The organism is Algoriphagus mannitolivorans DSM 15301 (genome assembly GCF_000429425.1).
Taxonomy (GTDB): Bacteria; Bacteroidota; Bacteroidia; order Cytophagales; family Cyclobacteriaceae; genus Algoriphagus; species Algoriphagus mannitolivorans.
In genome coordinates this window covers 40,609-58,215 of record NZ_AUBV01000006.1, presented here as the reverse complement: position 1 = coordinate 58,215, position 17,607 = coordinate 40,609, and the positions used below count along the sequence as shown (strand labels likewise).

21 protein-coding genes are annotated in these 17,607 nt (G+C 43.4%); 14 read left to right on the top strand and 7 right to left on the bottom strand.

Annotated elements, in window-relative coordinates; all coding sequences use genetic code 11:
- Position 1 precedes the first annotated feature (1 nt).
- A complete protein-coding gene (locus G458_RS0106945; protein WP_026951261.1) occupies positions 2 to 478 on the top strand; it encodes a heme-binding domain-containing protein in 477 nt (158 codons plus the stop codon).
- A 186-nt stretch (positions 479 to 664) separates the two neighbouring features.
- Entirely contained in the window at positions 665 to 931 is a 267-nt protein-coding gene (locus G458_RS0106935; RefSeq protein ID WP_026951260.1) for a hypothetical protein, read from the top strand.
- An 88-nt stretch (positions 932 to 1,019) separates the two neighbouring features.
- Here G458_RS0106935 and G458_RS0106930 read toward each other — a convergent pair whose 3' ends face one another.
- Genes G458_RS0106930 through G458_RS0106920 form a run of 3 tightly spaced genes read right to left on the bottom strand, consistent with a single transcriptional unit; the run spans position 1,020 to position 3,437 of the window.
- A complete protein-coding gene (locus tag G458_RS0106930; protein WP_026951259.1) occupies positions 1,020 to 1,547 on the bottom strand; it encodes a hypothetical protein in 528 nt (175 codons plus the stop codon).
- A 12-nt stretch (positions 1,548 to 1,559) separates the two neighbouring features.
- Complete coding sequence (locus tag G458_RS0106925; RefSeq protein WP_026951258.1) at positions 1,560 to 2,849, bottom strand: hypothetical protein; 1,290 nt, start codon at positions 2,847 to 2,849, stop codon at positions 1,560 to 1,562.
- A 12-nt stretch (positions 2,850 to 2,861) separates the two neighbouring features.
- A complete protein-coding gene (locus G458_RS0106920; RefSeq protein ID WP_245579242.1) occupies positions 2,862 to 3,437 on the bottom strand; it encodes a YceI family protein in 576 nt (191 codons plus the stop codon).
- A gap of 334 nt (positions 3,438 to 3,771) precedes the next feature.
- Here G458_RS0106920 and G458_RS0106915 point away from each other — a divergent pair, with 334 nt between their 5' ends.
- Both G458_RS0106915 and G458_RS0106910 read left to right on the top strand, forming a co-directional pair.
- Complete coding sequence (locus tag G458_RS0106915; protein ID WP_026951256.1) at positions 3,772 to 4,305, top strand: DUF2975 domain-containing protein; 534 nt, start codon at positions 3,772 to 3,774, stop codon at positions 4,303 to 4,305.
- A 3-nt stretch (positions 4,306 to 4,308) separates the two neighbouring features.
- Positions 4,309 to 4,518, top strand: coding sequence for a helix-turn-helix domain-containing protein (locus G458_RS0106910; protein ID WP_026951255.1), 210 nt, complete (start codon positions 4,309 to 4,311; stop codon positions 4,516 to 4,518).
- 5 nt (positions 4,519 to 4,523) lie between these two features.
- Here G458_RS0106910 and G458_RS0106905 read toward each other — a convergent pair whose 3' ends face one another.
- A complete protein-coding gene (locus G458_RS0106905) occupies positions 4,524 to 5,618 on the bottom strand; it encodes an endo-1,4-beta-xylanase (protein ID WP_026951254.1) in 1,095 nt (364 codons plus the stop codon).
- 34 nt (positions 5,619 to 5,652) lie between these two features.
- Positions 5,653 to 6,189, bottom strand: coding sequence for a hypothetical protein (locus G458_RS0106900; protein ID WP_026951253.1), 537 nt, complete (start codon positions 6,187 to 6,189; stop codon positions 5,653 to 5,655).
- Between the two features lie 162 nt (positions 6,190 to 6,351).
- Here G458_RS0106900 and G458_RS0106895 point away from each other — a divergent pair, with 162 nt between their 5' ends.
- The 4 genes from G458_RS0106895 (at position 6,352) to G458_RS0106880 (ending at position 8,855) form a co-directional block, all read left to right on the top strand.
- The gene (locus G458_RS0106895; RefSeq protein WP_026951252.1) at positions 6,352 to 6,942 is read left to right on the top strand and encodes a hypothetical protein; all 591 of its coding nucleotides are present in this window, start codon (positions 6,352 to 6,354) and stop codon (positions 6,940 to 6,942) included.
- A 61-nt stretch (positions 6,943 to 7,003) separates the two neighbouring features.
- Positions 7,004 to 7,435, top strand: coding sequence for a VOC family protein (locus G458_RS0106890; protein ID WP_026951251.1), 432 nt, complete (start codon positions 7,004 to 7,006; stop codon positions 7,433 to 7,435).
- 15 nt (positions 7,436 to 7,450) lie between these two features.
- Positions 7,451 to 8,407 (top strand): carbon-nitrogen hydrolase family protein, encoded by a 957-nt coding sequence (locus G458_RS0106885; RefSeq protein WP_026951250.1) that lies wholly within the window; start codon positions 7,451 to 7,453, stop codon positions 8,405 to 8,407.
- A gap of 85 nt (positions 8,408 to 8,492) precedes the next feature.
- Positions 8,493 to 8,855 (top strand): diacylglycerol kinase family protein, encoded by a 363-nt coding sequence (locus G458_RS0106880; RefSeq protein ID WP_026951249.1) that lies wholly within the window; start codon positions 8,493 to 8,495, stop codon positions 8,853 to 8,855.
- Between the two features lie 351 nt (positions 8,856 to 9,206).
- On the opposite strand, the gene G458_RS0106865 is transcribed toward G458_RS0106880, so the two are convergent.
- Positions 9,207 to 10,577, bottom strand: a complete 1,371-nt coding sequence (locus tag G458_RS0106865; RefSeq protein WP_026951248.1) for a Gfo/Idh/MocA family protein — start codon at positions 10,575 to 10,577, stop codon at positions 9,207 to 9,209.
- A 152-nt stretch (positions 10,578 to 10,729) separates the two neighbouring features.
- Between G458_RS0106865 and G458_RS0106860 the strand changes: the two genes are divergently transcribed.
- The 4 genes from G458_RS0106860 (at position 10,730) to G458_RS0106845 (ending at position 15,073) form a co-directional block, all read left to right on the top strand.
- Positions 10,730 to 11,587, top strand: coding sequence for a geranylgeranylglycerol-phosphate geranylgeranyltransferase (locus G458_RS0106860; protein ID WP_026951247.1), 858 nt, complete (start codon positions 10,730 to 10,732; stop codon positions 11,585 to 11,587).
- A gap of 685 nt (positions 11,588 to 12,272) precedes the next feature.
- A complete protein-coding gene (gene proB / locus G458_RS0106855) occupies positions 12,273 to 13,355 on the top strand; it encodes a glutamate 5-kinase (protein ID WP_026951246.1) in 1,083 nt (360 codons plus the stop codon).
- Complete coding sequence (locus G458_RS0106850) at positions 13,348 to 14,589, top strand: glutamate-5-semialdehyde dehydrogenase (protein WP_026951245.1); 1,242 nt, start codon at positions 13,348 to 13,350, stop codon at positions 14,587 to 14,589. The genes proB and G458_RS0106850 overlap by 8 nt, the downstream gene beginning before the upstream one ends.
- 70 nt (positions 14,590 to 14,659) lie before the next feature.
- Positions 14,660 to 15,073, top strand: a complete 414-nt coding sequence (locus G458_RS0106845; RefSeq protein WP_084438833.1) for a rhodanese-like domain-containing protein — start codon at positions 14,660 to 14,662, stop codon at positions 15,071 to 15,073.
- A 4-nt stretch (positions 15,074 to 15,077) separates the two neighbouring features.
- On the opposite strand, the gene G458_RS21375 is transcribed toward G458_RS0106845, so the two are convergent.
- Positions 15,078 to 15,533: a hypothetical protein gene (locus G458_RS21375; protein WP_051287092.1), complete on the bottom strand. Its 456-nt coding sequence runs from the start codon at positions 15,531 to 15,533 to the stop codon at positions 15,078 to 15,080.
- Between the two features lie 242 nt (positions 15,534 to 15,775).
- Here G458_RS21375 and G458_RS0106835 point away from each other — a divergent pair, with 242 nt between their 5' ends.
- Both G458_RS0106835 and G458_RS0106830 read left to right on the top strand, forming a co-directional pair.
- Complete coding sequence (locus tag G458_RS0106835) at positions 15,776 to 16,552, top strand: CHAD domain-containing protein (RefSeq protein WP_026951243.1); 777 nt, start codon at positions 15,776 to 15,778, stop codon at positions 16,550 to 16,552.
- 32 nt (positions 16,553 to 16,584) lie between these two features.
- On the top strand, positions 16,585 to 17,580 hold the full coding sequence (locus G458_RS0106830) for an NAD(P)-dependent alcohol dehydrogenase (protein WP_026951242.1): 996 nt from the start codon (positions 16,585 to 16,587) through the stop codon (positions 17,578 to 17,580).
- The last annotated feature ends 27 nt before the right edge of the window (positions 17,581 to 17,607 follow it).

Genomic DNA, 17,607 nt, shown 5'->3' with positions numbered 1-17,607 from the left:
TATGAAGACTTGGCAATATTTACTTGGGGGAGTAGGAATCCTCTTCTTGGTTATTCAGTTAGTTCCCAATGATTTGCCAGAAGTAAAGACTGATAATCCCGGAGATCTCATCGGATCGGGAATCGTTTCTGACGAAGTCGCCTCCTTGATCAAAAAATCCTGCTACGATTGCCATAGCAATACTACCCGGTATCCTTGGTATGCCTATGTGGCCCCTTCCTCTTGGTTGGTGGCCAAAGATATCCGGGAAGCTAGAGAAGAGGTCAATTTTTCTAATTGGAATGACTATGACATGATGGGCAAATTGGCCATTTTGGACGATATCTACTCCGAAGTGGAAGAAGAACATATGCCAATGCCGATCTATACTGTGTTGCATTCTGATGCTAAACTTGATGCCGCTCAGCGCCAAAAAATTATGGAATGGGCAGAAGCTACCATGGATATCATTGCTGAGGAGGATGATTCTGAACTCTGATTCCTCCCAAAATTTTGATTGGATAGCGCAGTGTCCCTGCGCTATTTTTTTGAGCTTTTGTCCCAAGGCGAACATTTTTGCCCGAAAACCCTTCATCTAAAACCTTCAAAATCAGCTCATAAAGCTGATATTAAGGTTTTTTTCCTGGCATACTTCCTGAAGTCATTTATCAAAAAATAAACTGCTATGAGCTATATCGCTATACCCATACCTCAGGAAGAAGGCCGACACGACATCCATATCGAAGTCACCGTCAATAACCAAAAGAAAAATCTCCACTATAAAGTCGAGCTTTTTTACTGGGACGATTGTCAGAATCCTCAGGGCCATCGGGCTGACTGTCTGTCCGAATTACTTGCTCAGCATGATCCAAACTGGAAAGTCTATTACATCGGAGCTCCTAATGAGAAGTTTGTGCCGGTAACTTTTATCGAAAAGAAAAACTTCTCTTAATCTACTTCTGGGACTATAAGTAGTGATTGACTTTTCTCAATCCTTTTTAAACAAAAAACCCTGAAATAATCAGGGTTTTGATTCCTATTCAGGTTCCTAGTAGAAGCTCCAAATCTAATTGATCCTCGACTTTTACCAGTCCGCCCATTTTGCTCGGTGGAGATAAATCCAGCATTTGAAAGTTCAGGATCAATTTTCCGCTCAATCCATTGGATACTTTTTCAAGCATCAAATCAGGAAAGTCAAGCTTTTTCCCTACTAGATCGACGGTCAAATGGCAAAACACCCTTCCCGATTTTTCTCTTAGATTTTTGACCGAAACATAAGCATAGGGATATTGATCAGCCTTCAGGGTGGATCGAAAATCACTGTTTAAGAGAAAATTTCCGCAGGAGAAATTTTTGACAGGGATCTGAAACTGGATGATTTTCTGAGATTGGGAGGAATTAATGTTGAGTGTGTCTGCCTGTCCTACCTTTTGAAATCCGCAGTTGAACTTCCCCAGGGAGGTGTATCCTTTCACTTGCACTTTTTGCTCGATGATAATCAGCTGCTTACTCTCCTGCCAAAAAGCAGAAGAGTAAATCAAGCTGAGGAATAGGATCAGGGTTTTCACAGCAATGGGTGATTAGAATCCAATGACACCTTCAAGCATCAATCCATTGAACTTACCGCCATTTCGGATATCTGTGGCTGCAAATCCTTTATAATTCTGAGAAACATACTCAAGCTTGGCTAAGATATTTTTGGAAATAAACCAGCCTCCGCCTATCTGCACCCGATCGATGGAAATATCCAATCCACTTCCTGCCAAAGTTCCATCTACCTTGTTATATCTACCTGCAAAGTAGAATCTCTCCATACTTCCAAATCGATATACTGCATCAAATCCTACTTGATTCCAGGTACGGTCAGCATTTTCGTTTGCTGCCTTTCCTTTGGTTTGTTCAATGTTACCAAACAGCTCCAAGCCTTTGTATTTGATGAAAGGATTGAACACCAAGGCGGTGATATTATCGGTCTGTCCTGGATTGATACGGCCTGAGGTGAAATTGCCTGAAGTAGAAGCAAGGGTATTTTCCATCACTAGGTAATATCTGGAACCTGCCCGGTCGCCACCGAAAAGGGTGTTTCTGCTAGATCCGGAAGTGGTGTAAATAGAGCCTGTTACTCTCAATCGAAAATCCTCATTCAATTGCTTGTCATAACCGACTTTACCGATCAAGCTGACCTTTCTTTTGTCCGGGTTGGTAACTCCACCTTGGATTTCACCTCCGGTCATCCCTCCCATAAGAAGGAAGCCATTATTTTGGAAAGTCAGATCTCCACCTACTTCTGTGGCAAATGCATCCATGATATAGTTTCCTACAAAAGGATTATAGATAGCATTCCCGTTGTCTGTTCTTCGGAAGTGGGAGTCCCCGTAGTTGACTTCCATATGCCCTATTCTCAAAGTCAGGTATTTAGCAAACCAATCAGGGTTTCCGAGAAACGGAAGCTTATCAAGCTGTAAGTAACCGCCTTTTACCCAAGATTCTGGGTGGTGTCTTGAGGACAGGTAAGTAATCAAGTTCAATCTTACACCATCCATCAATTCCACATCGATGTTGAGGTTGGCAGTCGCCAGATTCGAACCAAACCCAATGTCTATCAACTGATTAAGATTGACACCATTGGTATTCAGCACGGCTGAAGCGGTGTTTTCATGACGCAAGTTTTGGAATTGTTGGGTAAAGCTGCCCCCAACTCTGACCTTAACTCCTTCGAAAGGCACTGTATCCAATTTGGATGTTTCAAAGACATTTACCCCTCTCTGATCATAGGGTCTCCAATACTGTACATCTCTTTGCAAGCCTTGGGAAAAGGCCGCAGCGGTGCATCCAGCAGCCAAAACTGCGGCGATTAAGTACTTTTTCATAATAAATATAGATTAAAGGGTAGGTTGAAATGTTGTTTTAAAAGAGAGCTTTACCTCATCATCGGTCTTCACAGTCCCCATCAGAGCTGTGGGAGGGGTGATGGAAAATGCTGTCAGTTTGGTATCCAGGCTTCCTTCGAAGGTAAACTTGTCCCCTGCGGAAGTAAGCTTCACAGGAAAGCCTACAGGTTTGGTTACTCCTGCAATCGTGAGGTCACCTTTTGCCATAAAAGATGTGCCTGAGCCCGTCAATTCCTTGAGAACAAATCTTATTTCCTTGTATTGCTGGGTATTCAGAGCCTTGTAGGCATTGTTATCCAATCCCTTGGTTCCACTTTTAAGTGTCTCAGCTTGAAATTGAACTGTTAAACTTTTTGCAGACTTAAATTGACCTGCTTCGACTACAAATAAGCCTTCACCTTTGGCAGTTTTGGTTTCCATATGCCAGTCATGCAAGGTTGAACCGCCTTCCACCTTCAACTGAGAGTTGGGAGCCAGTTGATATTTGGCTTGCGAGAATCCTTCGATAGTCCCCAAAAAGAGGAAGAAAATTACCGGGATTAAAAGTGTTGCGTATCGTTTCATCATCAGTTTGTGCGTTTTTGATGATGCTAAATTCAGGACCAGAGCAGGATTTTTACCTGACAAAAGTCAGCTTAACTTATGATTGATCACAGACACGAAAATGACTTTGTGAAATAAAATTCTGATTGTGTTGATTTTAAATCAAAAGACAAAATTTTATTTCTAATAATAGCTATAACAAAAAATTAAATGAATTAAACCTGTCTGTTTAGCTGATAGCAGTCTGGTTCAAGAAGATAGTCTTAGCCTAGGGATAAGATTTATTTTTTGAGAATAATTAATTATTTATTGTTTATCAATAAATTTTTATTGTAATATAGCCTCATAATTGAAACCTATGGAACAGAAAACCGAACCCCTATTTAGTGTCATGAAGGTATTCGCTTGGATTGCCTTTATTGGACTGAGCGTAGAAACAGGGTCTATCCTTGTCTCCTTTGTCATTTCTCTGATTGTTCCCGTGCAAGATGGGCAAGTCCTGTACCGCACGATAGACCTCAGCGAGTTACATTTGTTAAGCTTGAAAAATTACTTAAGCTTAAGCAGTTTGATCGTGATCATCTACGGCTTGAAAGCTTACCTAGCCTATTTGGTGATCCGGATTTTTGACGCACAGATTTTGACCAATCCTTTTCAGGAGAAGGTGGTACAGTTGATTTCAAAACTCGGCAATTCAGCACTTCAAACAGGAATAACTGCCTTTGTCACCAATTTATATATCACCCAATTTTTGGAAAGGAGATTCGAAATTGCCATACCCATTAATTTTGAGGTGACTGAGTTTATTTTTTTGGCGGGGATAATTTTTGTCCTTTCCAAAATCTTCAAAAAGGGGGTAGAAATTCAATCCGAAAACGAACTTACCGTCTAAGCCATGCCGATAATTGTGAATTTGGATGTGATGATGGCCAAAAGAAAAATGTCACTCAACGAGCTCTCTGAAAAAGTTGAACTCACACTCTCCAATTTATCCATTCTGAAAACCGGGAAAGCAAAAGCAATCCGGTTTTCTACTTTGGAGGCCATCTGCAAGGCTTTGGAATGTCAACCAGGAGATATCTTGGAGTTTCGGGAAGAAGAATAATCTGATCAGAATTTGTCCATAAACCCCGGCTTCAGATTTTTACTCCTGTCAAAGAGCAAGGGGTAATTCGTCCTTCCACGCACTGGCCAGTTATTCAACCAGCTCGTCTGGTCAGAAAGGCCCCAAAAGGTTACTCTCTCGATCTTGTCGGCATGGTTTCTGAAAAGCTGGAAAAGTTCAACATATCGCCTGACAAGTTTTTCCTCCATGTCCTTTGGAAGTCCTTGAGGAAAGGGATTCCATTCCGGGGATTGGGCGAAATTTAGGGAAAGATCTGCCCCTTCCTGATCTGTAGGCCGAGGTAAGACATCGATATCCAGTTCGGTGAAATGGACTTCCAAACCCAACTCATGGATTTTAAGAATGGCATTCTCAATCTGATCAATACTGGGAGTATCGAGTCTATAATGCCCCTGCATTCCGACACCATGGATTTTCACTCCCTTACTTTGTAAGGTCCTTATCATAGCCAAAATGGCTTCCAATTTCTCCGGCTTCCAGACATTGTAGTCATTGTATAGCAACTTAGCCTTCGGATCCACTTCATGGGCTTTTCTGAAAGCCATTTCAATATAATCTGGGCCCAAAATTCTTCTCCAAGGAGTCTGCCTCCAGGTACCATTATCTTCAAAAGCCTCATTCACCACATCCCAGGCATGGATTTTTCCCTGAAACCTTCCCACGACTTCCTGAATATGCTGCTCCATCCGGCTTCTGAGCAATTCTGCAGATGCAGGCTTCCCCTCGAGGTCTTCAAAAACCCATTTTGGAGTCTGCTGGTGCCAAACCAAGGTATGCCCTACCAAAAAGGCCTGGATTTCCTGCCCTTTCTGGACAAAAGCATCTCCAAAGGCAAAATCAAATCTGCCTTCCTGAGGCTGGACTAGCGCCCATTTTAACCCATTTTCGGGCGTAAGGGAATTAAAATGCAGGCTCAACAAAGAGTCGCCCCCCTTTTCACGCCCGGTGACTTGAGCGAGGTTTACTGCAGTACCAATTCTAAAATCATCCCTAAAAACCTCCTTCATACCTAAGCTTGGGTTTAAAGAATTGGCCGAGAACAGCCCAAAGATGAGGAAACAAAGGATGATTTTTTTCATGGCTGAATTTCAGGGATTTTCAAATAAAATTCAATCAGGAACCACTCCCTTTGAATTGGTCTTCTTTGTAAGCAAAAAGCACATTGAAGGTGGTCAGAGACCCATAACAGCGGGTAATATATTGCTGCAGGCCAACCCGGTCTTCATCGTCCAGCTTTGGATGATTGTTGATGTTCTGCTCCAAAACCCGAAGCTTTTCCCGAACCATCACAATTTTATGGAAAAAGGTCTCCAAAGGCACTTCCTTACTCTGTAAACTGGAATCTGAAGGCTCTAACACTAGCTTACCTCCCATCCATTTCCCACCCAGCGGAACCAAAGGCGCCCTCTCGGAAGTGGCGATCAAAGCCTCTCTTATGGCTTTCTCGACATCCTTCATCGTGAGCATAGGAAAATCAGGAAGTTTACTTTCCTCGACGGTAAATCCTTCATAGTCCCTCGCGAGGGTTTTCACCTCTTCCGTGCCAGAGAAATAGATTTTGTAATAAGTGGCGTCCACGGAGACAATCACTCCAGAGCCGAATTTTGGATGGCTAATTTTGCTGCCTACACCCAATTCACTTGCTGACATATTCTTCAATATTTTTACCTACAATAATAAAAGTATTGAAAAACCCCATCATTACCATCCTTAAAAAGCCTCGCCTATCCTCTAGATTGTAACTTTTGGACACTTCGAGCATCTAATTCAGAGCGCAATTCTTTAAATTATTTCTCCAAACCCAAAAAAGCCATGAAACATTTCTTTGTCCAAGGAACCTCCGCCTTTTTAGGATTTACCTTTTGGGGGGCAGGAATGGTCAAATTATACGCAGGCCATAATTTCATTCAATGGATTGGACCACCTTGGCTGGTTGAAAGATTGGCTGAATTCGACTTAGGCCTTTATGCCCAGTTTATTGCTGTTTGCCAGATCTGCATCGGGTTTATGCTGATCACCACAAGGTATAAGCTACTGGGATCTATCATGCTCGTGCCTATGATTCTGAACATATTGATGGTAACCATTTCCCAGCATTGGAGAGGGACACCTTATGTTCTTGGAGTCTTGCTGGCCATGAACTTTTTTATTCTTTGGCAATACAAAAATTACTTTATCCCTATTCTGAACGAGACTTCATTAATCCGGAAAAACCAAAGAAAATCCTCCAAAACAATTTTGGGGCACTTGGTCTGGCTATGTGGCTTAGGGCTTTGCCTTGTCTCTGTAAGTGTATCTTACTACAATCTCATCCCTGCTTTCATCATGGCTGGCATGGGGCTGATCGCAGGAATCCTTTCTTTTAAGCTGGACCGAAACTATACCATCGTCCGATATTCCTGAATGGGCATTGGGACTTCCTAGCCAAAAGGTGTAAATTTTAATCCAATAAACCCCTAGCACTATGAAAATCAATCCCTATTTAAATTTTGACGGAACCGCAGAGGAAGCCATGCTTCTGTACAAATCCGTTTTAGGAGGAGAGTTTGAAGGTCCCATCAGCTATTTCTCAGAAATCCCCGACATGGAAATTCCCGAGGAGGAAAAATCCCGGGTCATGCACATTAGCCTAAATGTAAACGAGGCAGTGACTATCATGGCTAGTGACACCAGTCCATCCATGGGGCATGTCTGGGTCAAAGGCAACCAGAATTACATTTCAATTCTTCCTGACTCCAAAGCCGAAGGAGAGCGGATCTTCAAAGGGCTTTCTGAGGGAGGAAAAGTAGAAATGGAATATCAAAAAACTTTCTGGGGAGCCTATTTTGGAAGTTTTGAGGATAAATTTGGGATTGGGTGGATGGTCAATTATCTCCTGAAGCCAGGCGAAGAATAATCCCGGATAAATTTCATGTCAGATTCAAAATTAAAAGTTGCCCTTGCACAGATCGCACCGGTATGGCTAAACAAAGCCGCCACCCTTTCCAGAGTTAAAGAAAAAATCCAAGAAGCGGCCGCAGAGGAGTGCGAGCTGATCGTCTTTGGGGAAGGGTTAGTTCCTGGCTATCCTTGGTGGCTTTCGATCACGCATTCTTCGGCCTGGGATGACAGGATTCAGAAAGAAATCCATGCACATTACGCCAGGAATTCAGTACAGGTAGAAAAAGGAGATCTGGACGAAATTCAGGCTTTGGCAAAAAAACACCGAATTGCGATCTATCTGGGCATCATCGAAAGACCCCAAGACCGTGGCGGTCATAGCCTGTATTGTTCTTTGGTTTATATCAATACCCAAGGAGCAATCGGTTCAATTCACCGCAAACTCCGACCTACCTACGACGAACGCCTGAGTTGGGCGCCTGGAGACGGACATGGTTTACGCGTTCATCCTTTGAAAGAATTCACTGTCGGGGGACTCAACTGTTGGGAAAACTGGATGCCTTTGGCGCGAACAGCTTTATACGGCTTGGGAGAAAATCTCCACGTAGCGGTCTGGCCGGGAGCAGTGAGAAACACTGAAAACATCACCCGAATGATTGCCCAAGAAAGCAGATCTTTCGTGATTTCAGTCTCCAGTCTCATGCGAAAAAGTGACTTTCCTAAAGGCACGCCTCATCTCGATATTATTCTTGAAAATTGCCCGGATGTGCTCGCCAATGGAGGAAGCTGCATAGCTGGTCCAGATGGAAAATGGATTATAGAACCTGTGGCTGAGCAAGAGGGTCTGATTGTCCATTCTCTGGATTTTAACCGGGTGCTAGAGGAAAGACAAAACTTCGATCCAGTTGGACATTATTCCAGACCGGATGTCCTTCAGCTCAGGGTAAATCGGGAGAGACAGCGATCTTTTTCCCTTGAGAATGAGTAGGGAATCCTCCCAGCCAAGGCCTTCTTCTTACAAATATTGAAATTCTAATCCTCGGAGTTAATTTTAGCCTTCAACCCAATCGCCTATGTCCTCCTTCGTATTAGGAAGAATCAAAAGTATCAAATATGCACTCCAGGGAATGTTCTACCTTCTCAAAACTGAGCATGCCATCATAAGCCAATTGAGCATCGGAATTTTGACACTATTTCTGGGAGCTTATTTTCAGATTACAAAGGTGGAATGGCTGATTCATGTTTTCCTGATCGGTTTTGTTCTTGCCATTGAAGGTTTAAATACCGCAGTGGAAAAAATCTGCAATTTCGTTCATCCCGATTTCCATGATCAAATCGGAATCATCAAAGATGTTGCCGCGGGGGCTGTTTCCTTTGCGGTTTTTACGGCTTTGGTAATCGGAGTGATTCTTTACTACCCCTATTTTGTAGGGTGAAAAAAATCCCGCAAAGCCTCAGCCTTGCGGGATTCAATTTTTCAAATTTCTGCCTTCAGAATTCGGCTTTTCATAGTTCTTTGCCGTGGTTTGTGCCTGTCTGCCGCCAAGGCAGGTCCCCACAAACCAACTGAATCGAGCACCAACCGGGCCGTGGTTTGTGTCCCCACAAACCACCCCGTACCCCCCACTCTCATTCACCTTTTTGAAGGCCAAAAAAATCCCGCAAAGCCTCTGCCTTGCGGGATTCCATTTTTCAGATTTCTAACTTCAGAATTCAGATTTTCTAAGTTCTTTGCCGTGGTTTGTGCCTGTCTGCCGCCAAGGCAGGTCTCCACAAACCACCAGAAATCAAGCTCCTCTTCCCGAAGCTACCAAAGGAATATCCGTCAAATCCTGAACCTTGATCGGTTTGCCCTGTTCGATTGAATGTCGGGCCGCAATTCCCACTAAGCAAGACATCGCACCATCTCGGCTTCCTGCGGATTGTCTCCAAGGATCAGCTGCGTTGGTGTCTTTGAAAAGCTTATCCTTCAGTCGGGTATCTCCTCCACCATGGCCTCCACCACCATGAGGAATCGTAATCACCTCCCGATGGCCAAACATTTTGGTCAAGTGAATCTCGTCTTCCTCTTTTTCCTGCCAAGGTTGACTTTCCTTGATCCAGGCCTCCAGCCGTCCTTTGGTGCCGTTGAAAGCGATTCTGTAACCCTCATAGGGAGAATAAGTCGTCAGGGAATAGCTTACCTGAACTTTGTTTTTATACTTGATCTGCACCGCCATCTTGTCGTAGATATCGATCTCCTCACGGAACACACAACCATCCCGATGGTAGCCATCATACTTTTCCGCCTCTACATATAGCTTGGTCAGATGTTCACTTTTGGTGATATCCCAATAAAAATCACATTTGGAGGCATGAGTGCAGCCTCTGCAGGTCTTGGATCGGAAGGGGCCATTTTTGCCATAGAATTCCAACTCCCCATAAGCATACACTTCCTCTGGATCTGAATCAATCCACCAGTTGAGCAAATCAAAGTGGTGGGTGGATTTGTGGACCAAAAGGGTACCGCTAAATTCTCTTTCACCATGCCATCTTCTGAAATAATCTGCCCCATGGGAAGTATTGAGATACCAGTGAAAATCCACGGAGGTAATTTCTCCGATTTCCCCTGCCCGAAGTAGTTCATACATTTTTTGGCGGTGAGGGGAATAGCGATAGTTGAAGGTGACGATTAATTTTTTGCCTGATTTTCGCTCCGCATCCAAGATGGCTTGCATTTTTTTCTCATCGGTTGTCATCGGCTTTTCCGAAATCACATTCATGCCTGCCATCAGCCCTTTGACGATAAACTCATGATGGGTACTGTCCATGGTAGTGACGATCAAGACATCCGGCTTGGTTTGGGCAAGCATTTTATCGGTATCCAAAAATGTAGGGCAATTGACTCCCATATAGGTTTTTCCATATTCCAGTCTTCCCTGATTTTTGTCTGCCAGGCCTACAAATTCGATTTGGCCTTTGTACTCTCTGACCACATCTCTTCCCCACATGGCCAGACCACGGACCCCAGTACCGACTAAGGCGAGTTTCATCTTTTCGCCCGGGCGATTAAACAAGGTCAGAGCTTCTGCTACAGGATGCAGAAACATAGAGCCTGCCAAGGCACCACCCGTAAGGGCAATAAAATCCCGTCTGGATTGAAGCTTTTTACTTTTCATGGTTAAAGGGTTATTGTATTATGGAAATCAAGTTAAACAAATGAGGATTAACCAAAATCAAAAGTTACGGAAACGATTTTCCTGGATTGTTCAACTTCCAATTGACAATTCCATACACTTTTAGACTATTTTTAAGCGCTTAAGCAAAACCTATGGAACGCACGCTTTCCTTTCGGAGCCTTTTCCGGATCAGCAGACCGATCAATCTGCTGATGGTGGCATTTGCCCAAATGATGGCGGCCTACTTCCTGATAGAAACCAACTCCCAGGGACTGCCCGTACTCCAGGATTACCGACTTTACCTCTTGGTACTTTCTACGGTAATTATCACGGCTGCGGGCTACATGATCAATGACTACTACGATGTCAAAATCGACTATGTCAACCGCCCGCATGAAGTGGTAGTAGGCAAAGGAATCAAAAGACGTGTGGTGATTTTCCTCCATACCTTTTTTAATTTTTTTGCCATTGGCTTAGGTTGGTTGGTATCCCCGAGAGTGGCGCTGATAAATTTTATCGCTGCTTTCTTGCTATGGCTTTACAGCAACCGACTCAAAAGAGAGCCATTCATTGGCAACCTTACCGTCGCATTTTTGACAGGACTTTCGATTTATTTGGTCGCCTTTTACTATCAAAAAAACGAACTCTTGGTATTGACTTACGCTATTTTTGCCTTTTTTCTCAACCTAATCCGAGAAATCATCAAAGATATCGAAGACCGTCCCGGGGATCGAAAACATGGCTGTCGCACTTTGCCGATTGTGATTGGATTCCGTAAAACCAAACAGGTCATTTTCGTGATCGCAATTTGTTTTGTAGGAGCTATTCTGACGGTAACATTCCAAATCAACAACCCCCATCTATTTATATTTTTTTCAATCTTAGGGATGGCCTTCATTGCTTACATGTGGAAGGTATATACCTCAGATCGCAAAAGCGATTTCACACGTCTTTCATCCTGGGCCAAATTGCTGATGCTGGCGGGCACACTGAGCATGGCGTTTTTGTGAAGTAAGATTTGAGATTTATGATTTACGAGCGGCTGGATAGAGTTGAGGCTCATCTCTTATTCGGAGTTCGATATTCAGGGTTCGATATTCATCATTAAAAAAATATCGAATGTCGAACACTGAATAATGAATGTCGAAGGATTACCACCTTACGATTTACGACTTACGATTTACGAGCGGCTGAGTAGAGTTGAGGCTCATCTCTCATTCGGAGTTCGATATTCAGGGTTCGATATTCATCATTAAAAAAATATCGAATGTCGAACACTGAATAATGAATGTCGAAGGATTACCACCTTACGATTTACGACTTACGATTTACGAGCGGCTGAGTAGAGTTGAGTCTCATCTCTAATTCGGAGTTCGATATTCAGGGTTCGATATTCATTATTAAAAAAATAGGTATATCTGCTTTCTTACCAGTAGGCCATCCATTAGGAATAAAATCCCGCTTGAAGTTCAGTTTTAGTCAGCTTCGGACTTCGCTCTTCGGACTTCCGACCGCCAAACCAAAGGAATTTTGGATTGTGGTGCAATTGCGGATAATCATATATATATCAATATCGAATGTCAAACGCGGAATAATGAATAACGAAGGATTACCATCTTCCAACTTTTCAACAAAATCCCTCCTTCTTAGCAATTCCCTATCCAAACCCTTACTTTTATGCAAATTTTCTAACAAATGAAGGAAAGCAAGGTCATCGTGATCAAAATAGGCTCCAACGTTCTCACTCAAGCCAACGGCCTGCCGGATCTGGATCGCATGAGCCATTTGGTTTCCCAAATTCAGGAATTGATCTCCGCAGGAAAGAAAGTAGTACTGGTCAGTTCGGGTGCCGTTGCTTTTGGAAGACAGACGATTGCCTTGCCCGAAAAGCTCAATCCAGTTTTTAAAAAACAGATCTGGGCCTCCACGGGACAGATCCGCCTGATCAATCAGTATCAGGATTTCTTTGGAAAACTGAATCAGCCAATAGCCCAAATTCTCGTAACCAAAGAAGATTTCAGAGACCGGAAGCATTTCCTGAATATGAAAAACTGCTTGGAGGCCTTACTTCAACAAGGCATCCTCCCGATTGTCAACGAAAATGACACGGTCACCATCACCGAACTCATGTTTACGGACAATGATGAATTGGCCAGCCTTACCGCGGCCATGATCAATGCTGACACCTTAATGCTGCTAACCAATGTGGATGGAATTTTCACCGGGAATCCGGAAAACCCAGACTCGGAGCTGATTGAAAAAATAGCCTCTTCCATGCCAGAAGTGAGCAATTATATTTCTGCCACCAAATCCTCTTTTGGACGTGGGGGCATGCTAACCAAATATGCTATGGCCAAAAAATCGGCAGACTTGGGGATTCAGGTGCTGATTGCCAATGGCAAAAAGGACGGTGTTCTTTCCGAATTTGCGGCCAAAAAACTCCGCTGCACTTGGTTTGAGCCAAAGAAAGTGAAACAAGCTCCGAAAAAGTGGTTGGCTCACGGAGCGCATTATTACAAAGGTGAAATCACGATTAACGATGGAGCCAAGGCATCCTTGACCTCATCCGTAATTCGAAGCTTGCTGCCCATCGGGATTACTCAAATCGAAGGGGAATTTACTAAAGGTGATATTTTGCTTATCCGGGATGAAAAGGGAAATAAAATCGGCATTGGAAGGGCGGAATACACTTCGAAACTCGCCTTGGAAAGAATCGGACAGAAAAACCAAAAAGCATTAATTCATTACGACTACCTCTATCTTTTTGACCATGAATGAGTTGAAAACCACCTTTCAGTCTGTCCAGAAATCCAGCCGAAAGCTCGCTGCGATATCTGAGGATCAAGTTCAGACCATCCTCTCTGACTTGGCTGTGCTAGCGGTCGAGGAGATTCCATTTCTTTTGGCTGAAAACCAAAAAGATCTGCAAAAAATGGATCCTGAGAACCCAATGTACGACAGGCTTTTGCTCAACGAAGCCAGAATCCAAGGGATTGCTAAGGAAATTACGCAGGTCAAAAATCTCCCAAGCCCACTGGGGATAGCTTTGGAAGAAAAAACCCTTGAAAACGGGCTTCAACTGACCAAAATCACGGTTCCATTGGGAGTGATTGGGATTATCTATGAAGCGAGACCAAATGTGACTTTTGATGTTTTTTCCTTGGCACTAAAATCAGGAAATGGTCTTGTGCTGAAAGGTGGCTCAGATGCTGATTTTTCCAATCGGGCTATCCTTAGCCTGATCCACCAAATTGTCAAAAAGCATGGGCTTCCAATCGAGGCTTTTCAGCTCTTGCCTGCAGACCGCGCGGCAACTAAGGCTCTTTTGGAAGCGGTCGGCTATGTAGATGTAATTATTCCTAGGGGCTCGCAAGGCTTAATTGACTTTGTCCGACAAAATGCAAAAGTCCCTGTCATCGAAACTGGAGCTGGAATCGTCCATACCTATGTGGACGAAACTGCCGATCTAAAGAAGGCCCGACAAATTATTCACAACTCGAAAACCCGTCGTCCAAGTGTCTGCAATTCCCTGGATTGTCTGATCCTTCACGAGAAGTTGCTTCCTAGTTTGCAGGATCTGCTCGAACCCCTACTTCAAAGCGGAGTTCAGATTTTTGCGGATCAAAAAGCCCTGGAAGTCCTTCCTTCTCATGCCCTGATCCAAAGAGCCGAGGAAAGCCATTTCGGGACTGAGTTTTTGAGCTTGAAAATAGCGATCAAAACTGTCGCAAATCTCGAGGAGGCTATGGACCATATTGCCAACTATTCTTCAAAGCATTCCGAAGCCATAGTCTCAGAAAATCCCAAACATATCCAGCGCTTCTTGAGCGAAGTAGATGCAGCGGCAGTTTATGCCAATGCTTCGACCGCATTTACGGATGGAAATCAGTTTGGTCTCGGCGCAGAGATTGGCATCAGTACCCAAAAGCTACATGCCCGAGGGCCAATGGCTTTGCGGGAATTGACCAGCTACAAATGGATCATCCGGGGTGAGGGACAGATCCGTGAATAGCTTCTTTTTGTGCGCCAACTCACAGAAAAATTCCTGAAAGGATTCTTAGCTTTGAGGAAAATCCCGCGTCATGAGAAATTTCCTGAGTTTAATAGCCCTCTTTATTTTGCTGATTTCTTCCTGTTCCAGCCCAAAGGAAGAATCCCAATCCACCGAGACCGCTAATTCATCAGCCAGCGTAGAAAGTTTGGACCCTAAGGAATTCAGCGAAAAAAGCCAAAGCGGAATTATTCTCGATGTACGAACGCCGCAGGAAATCACCCAAGGAAAAATCCCAGGCTCATTGGCCTTGAATTTCTATGAGCCAGACTTTTTAAGTAAGGCAACCGAGCTTCCTAAGGATTCAGAAATCTTTATTTATTGCGCAGTGGGTGCAAGAAGTCAGGAGGCTGGCAATCTTTTGATTCAGCAAGGATACACCAAAGTCTATCATTTGAGAGGCGGAATCCAAGCTTGGTCCATGAGCGGTTTACCAATAGAATGAGTGTTTAATACACGTCTAGGATTTTGTAATTCACTCCTCCAAAGGAAAAGCTCTCTCCTTTCTTTTTGCCCTTCATGCAGGCATAGAGGGGCGCTTTTAAGGATATTCCGAAGACAGCTTGTCCATTTACTTCCACCTGCTCGATTGAGGTAGAAATAAAAAATATACGCTGATCTGTCACAACTACCGCTCCCGGCTCAACGATCACATTTGTTTTGCTGGGATCAATGGATTGCAGTCCCATTAATTCATTTTTCAAGAAAACAATCTCCCTCTCCATTCGAACTAGCAGCTCATTTCTCTCGGAGGACCCTTTATGAGCTTGACTTGCAGATTCGTCCCGTGAAGTGATATCAGACTTGATTTGTGCTGCTTCTTTTTCAAAGTCATCTATGGTCAATTCTTGCTTGATCAAACAGGCTCTAAGAATGGAAGCTTTGGAAATTCTGGGATCTGTCATGGTTTTAGGGGTTATATTCTACTCAAGTCTAGTCTATATTCTATTCTAATAAAATGACGAAAGTCACTCAAAAAACTGGTTATAATCAGGCACATAGAAACCGTCTCCTTAGAATATAAGTCATTTTTCTTCCGAATCAAATTCCCGGAATTCGGATCTTCAGGAATATCCATGTCTCCCTTTCTGGACTTTGGGGATTAAAAAAATTAATTTGTCTTTATCTTTTCACCTAATCAAACCGCATGAAGCACCTTTCGAAATATTTCAAGTCCAGAAAGAAGGCTCTCACTTTTTTGTTGAGGTACTCCAAGAGAAAATTCAGTAAAAAAGCCTTCCATCGGTTTCGGGTTGAAGTCAAAAGACTCAATGCACTCCTCCAGATTCTTCATAGGGCTAATCCTAAATTCGATTTCAAATCTGTCCAAAAAGCCATTCGCAAGCTCTTCAAAAAGGCCGGACCGATCCGGGAAATGCAATTGGAAAAAGACTTATTATCCGAGCACAAACTCCTAGATAAAGTCCCAGACCTTAAATCCAAACTGGACAAGGAAATTCAAAAGAGAAGAAATGAGTTTTTTAAGAGCCGAAATCTGGCCAGAACCAAAAAAATCAAAAAGAGATTTAGGCGAATACAAAAGGAAATCAAGAACCAAAAACCACTGGAATTCACCCATTTTATCGAGGATCTATGGGAAGAAATTCTCCTGATGATCGCTTCCGGAATTGATCCTGTCAATGCCCATCTGCTTCGCAAAAAACTGAAAATCTATCAGTATTCCCTGGAAATTCTCGGCAAAAACAACTTCCCGATACACATCCCAAAAATTGAGGAGTTGTCCAGCTTATTGGGAGCCTGGCACGACCGGGATGTGTTCCTTATCCGAGTAGAAGCTGAAGATTTAATTGCTAAAGTTTCACCGGATGAACGGAAAATATTTACAGGCTTTGTGGAAAGTATCCGGCAAGAATCCGCTGAAATGTTTCAAGCTATCCAAACCAAACTTGCTCAAATTCAGTAAAATTTATTTTCCATTTTTTCCAATCCCTCGCCATGAAAGCTTCTGTCCGTCACAAGTATTGCAGTCCTTCGGAAACTCAAATTCTGGAGTATCTCAAACCCATTCCCAAGCCGGGAGAAGTTTTAATAAAAGTTATAGCCACTACGGTCAACCGGACAGATGTGGGAGTTTTGACGGGTAAGCCTTATGCTATTCGGCTCTTTTCGGGCCTGGACAAACCACGAATCCCGATAACAGGGACAGATTTTGCCGGAGTGGTGGAAGAGGTTGGATCGGAGGTTCAAGCCTTCAAGCCCGGAGATCGGGTTTGGGGATTCAATGACAACGGGGCTGGAACGCATGCGGAATATGTATGTTTTCCGGACAAAGGAGGCATTCTGAGAATTCCGGATGGGGTAGATTTCCAGGAAATGGTGGCCTGCGCAGAAGCTGCTCACTATGCCGTGAATTTTATCAACAAGGTGGATCTACGGCCCGGAATGGAGGTTTTGGTCAATGGAGGTACCGGGGCCATAGGATCAGCAGCGATCCAAATCCTGAAAGCCATGAATATCGAAGTCACAACAGTATGCTTTGAAAAAGACGTCGAAAAAGTAAAAAATCTCGGTCCGGATCGGGTTATTGCCTTGGATCGGGAGGATTTTACCAAGGAAAACAAAGCCTATGATTTTGTATTTGATGCGGTAGGAAAAAGTCGGTTTCCAAAGGTAAAACCTATCTTGAAGCCTCATGGAACTTACATTTCCTCTGAGCTAGGACCAAATTGGGAGAATATTTGGCTTGCGCTTTTTGCTCCACTTTTGGGTCCCAAGAAAGTCATATTCCCCATTCCAAGCGAAATCTTAAGCAGTATGACAACAATTCAAAATCTGGTCATCGAAGGAAAATTCAAGCCTTTGATTGATGAGCAAAGCTTTGAGCTTACCCAAATCCGGGAAGCTTTTGAATATGTAGCATCCGGCAAAAAAACAGGAAATGTGATCTTGAAAATCCAGCAGGTGAATGATGTGGAAAAAGCCGTGGATTGATTCCGATTTTGAGTTAACTTCCTCTCG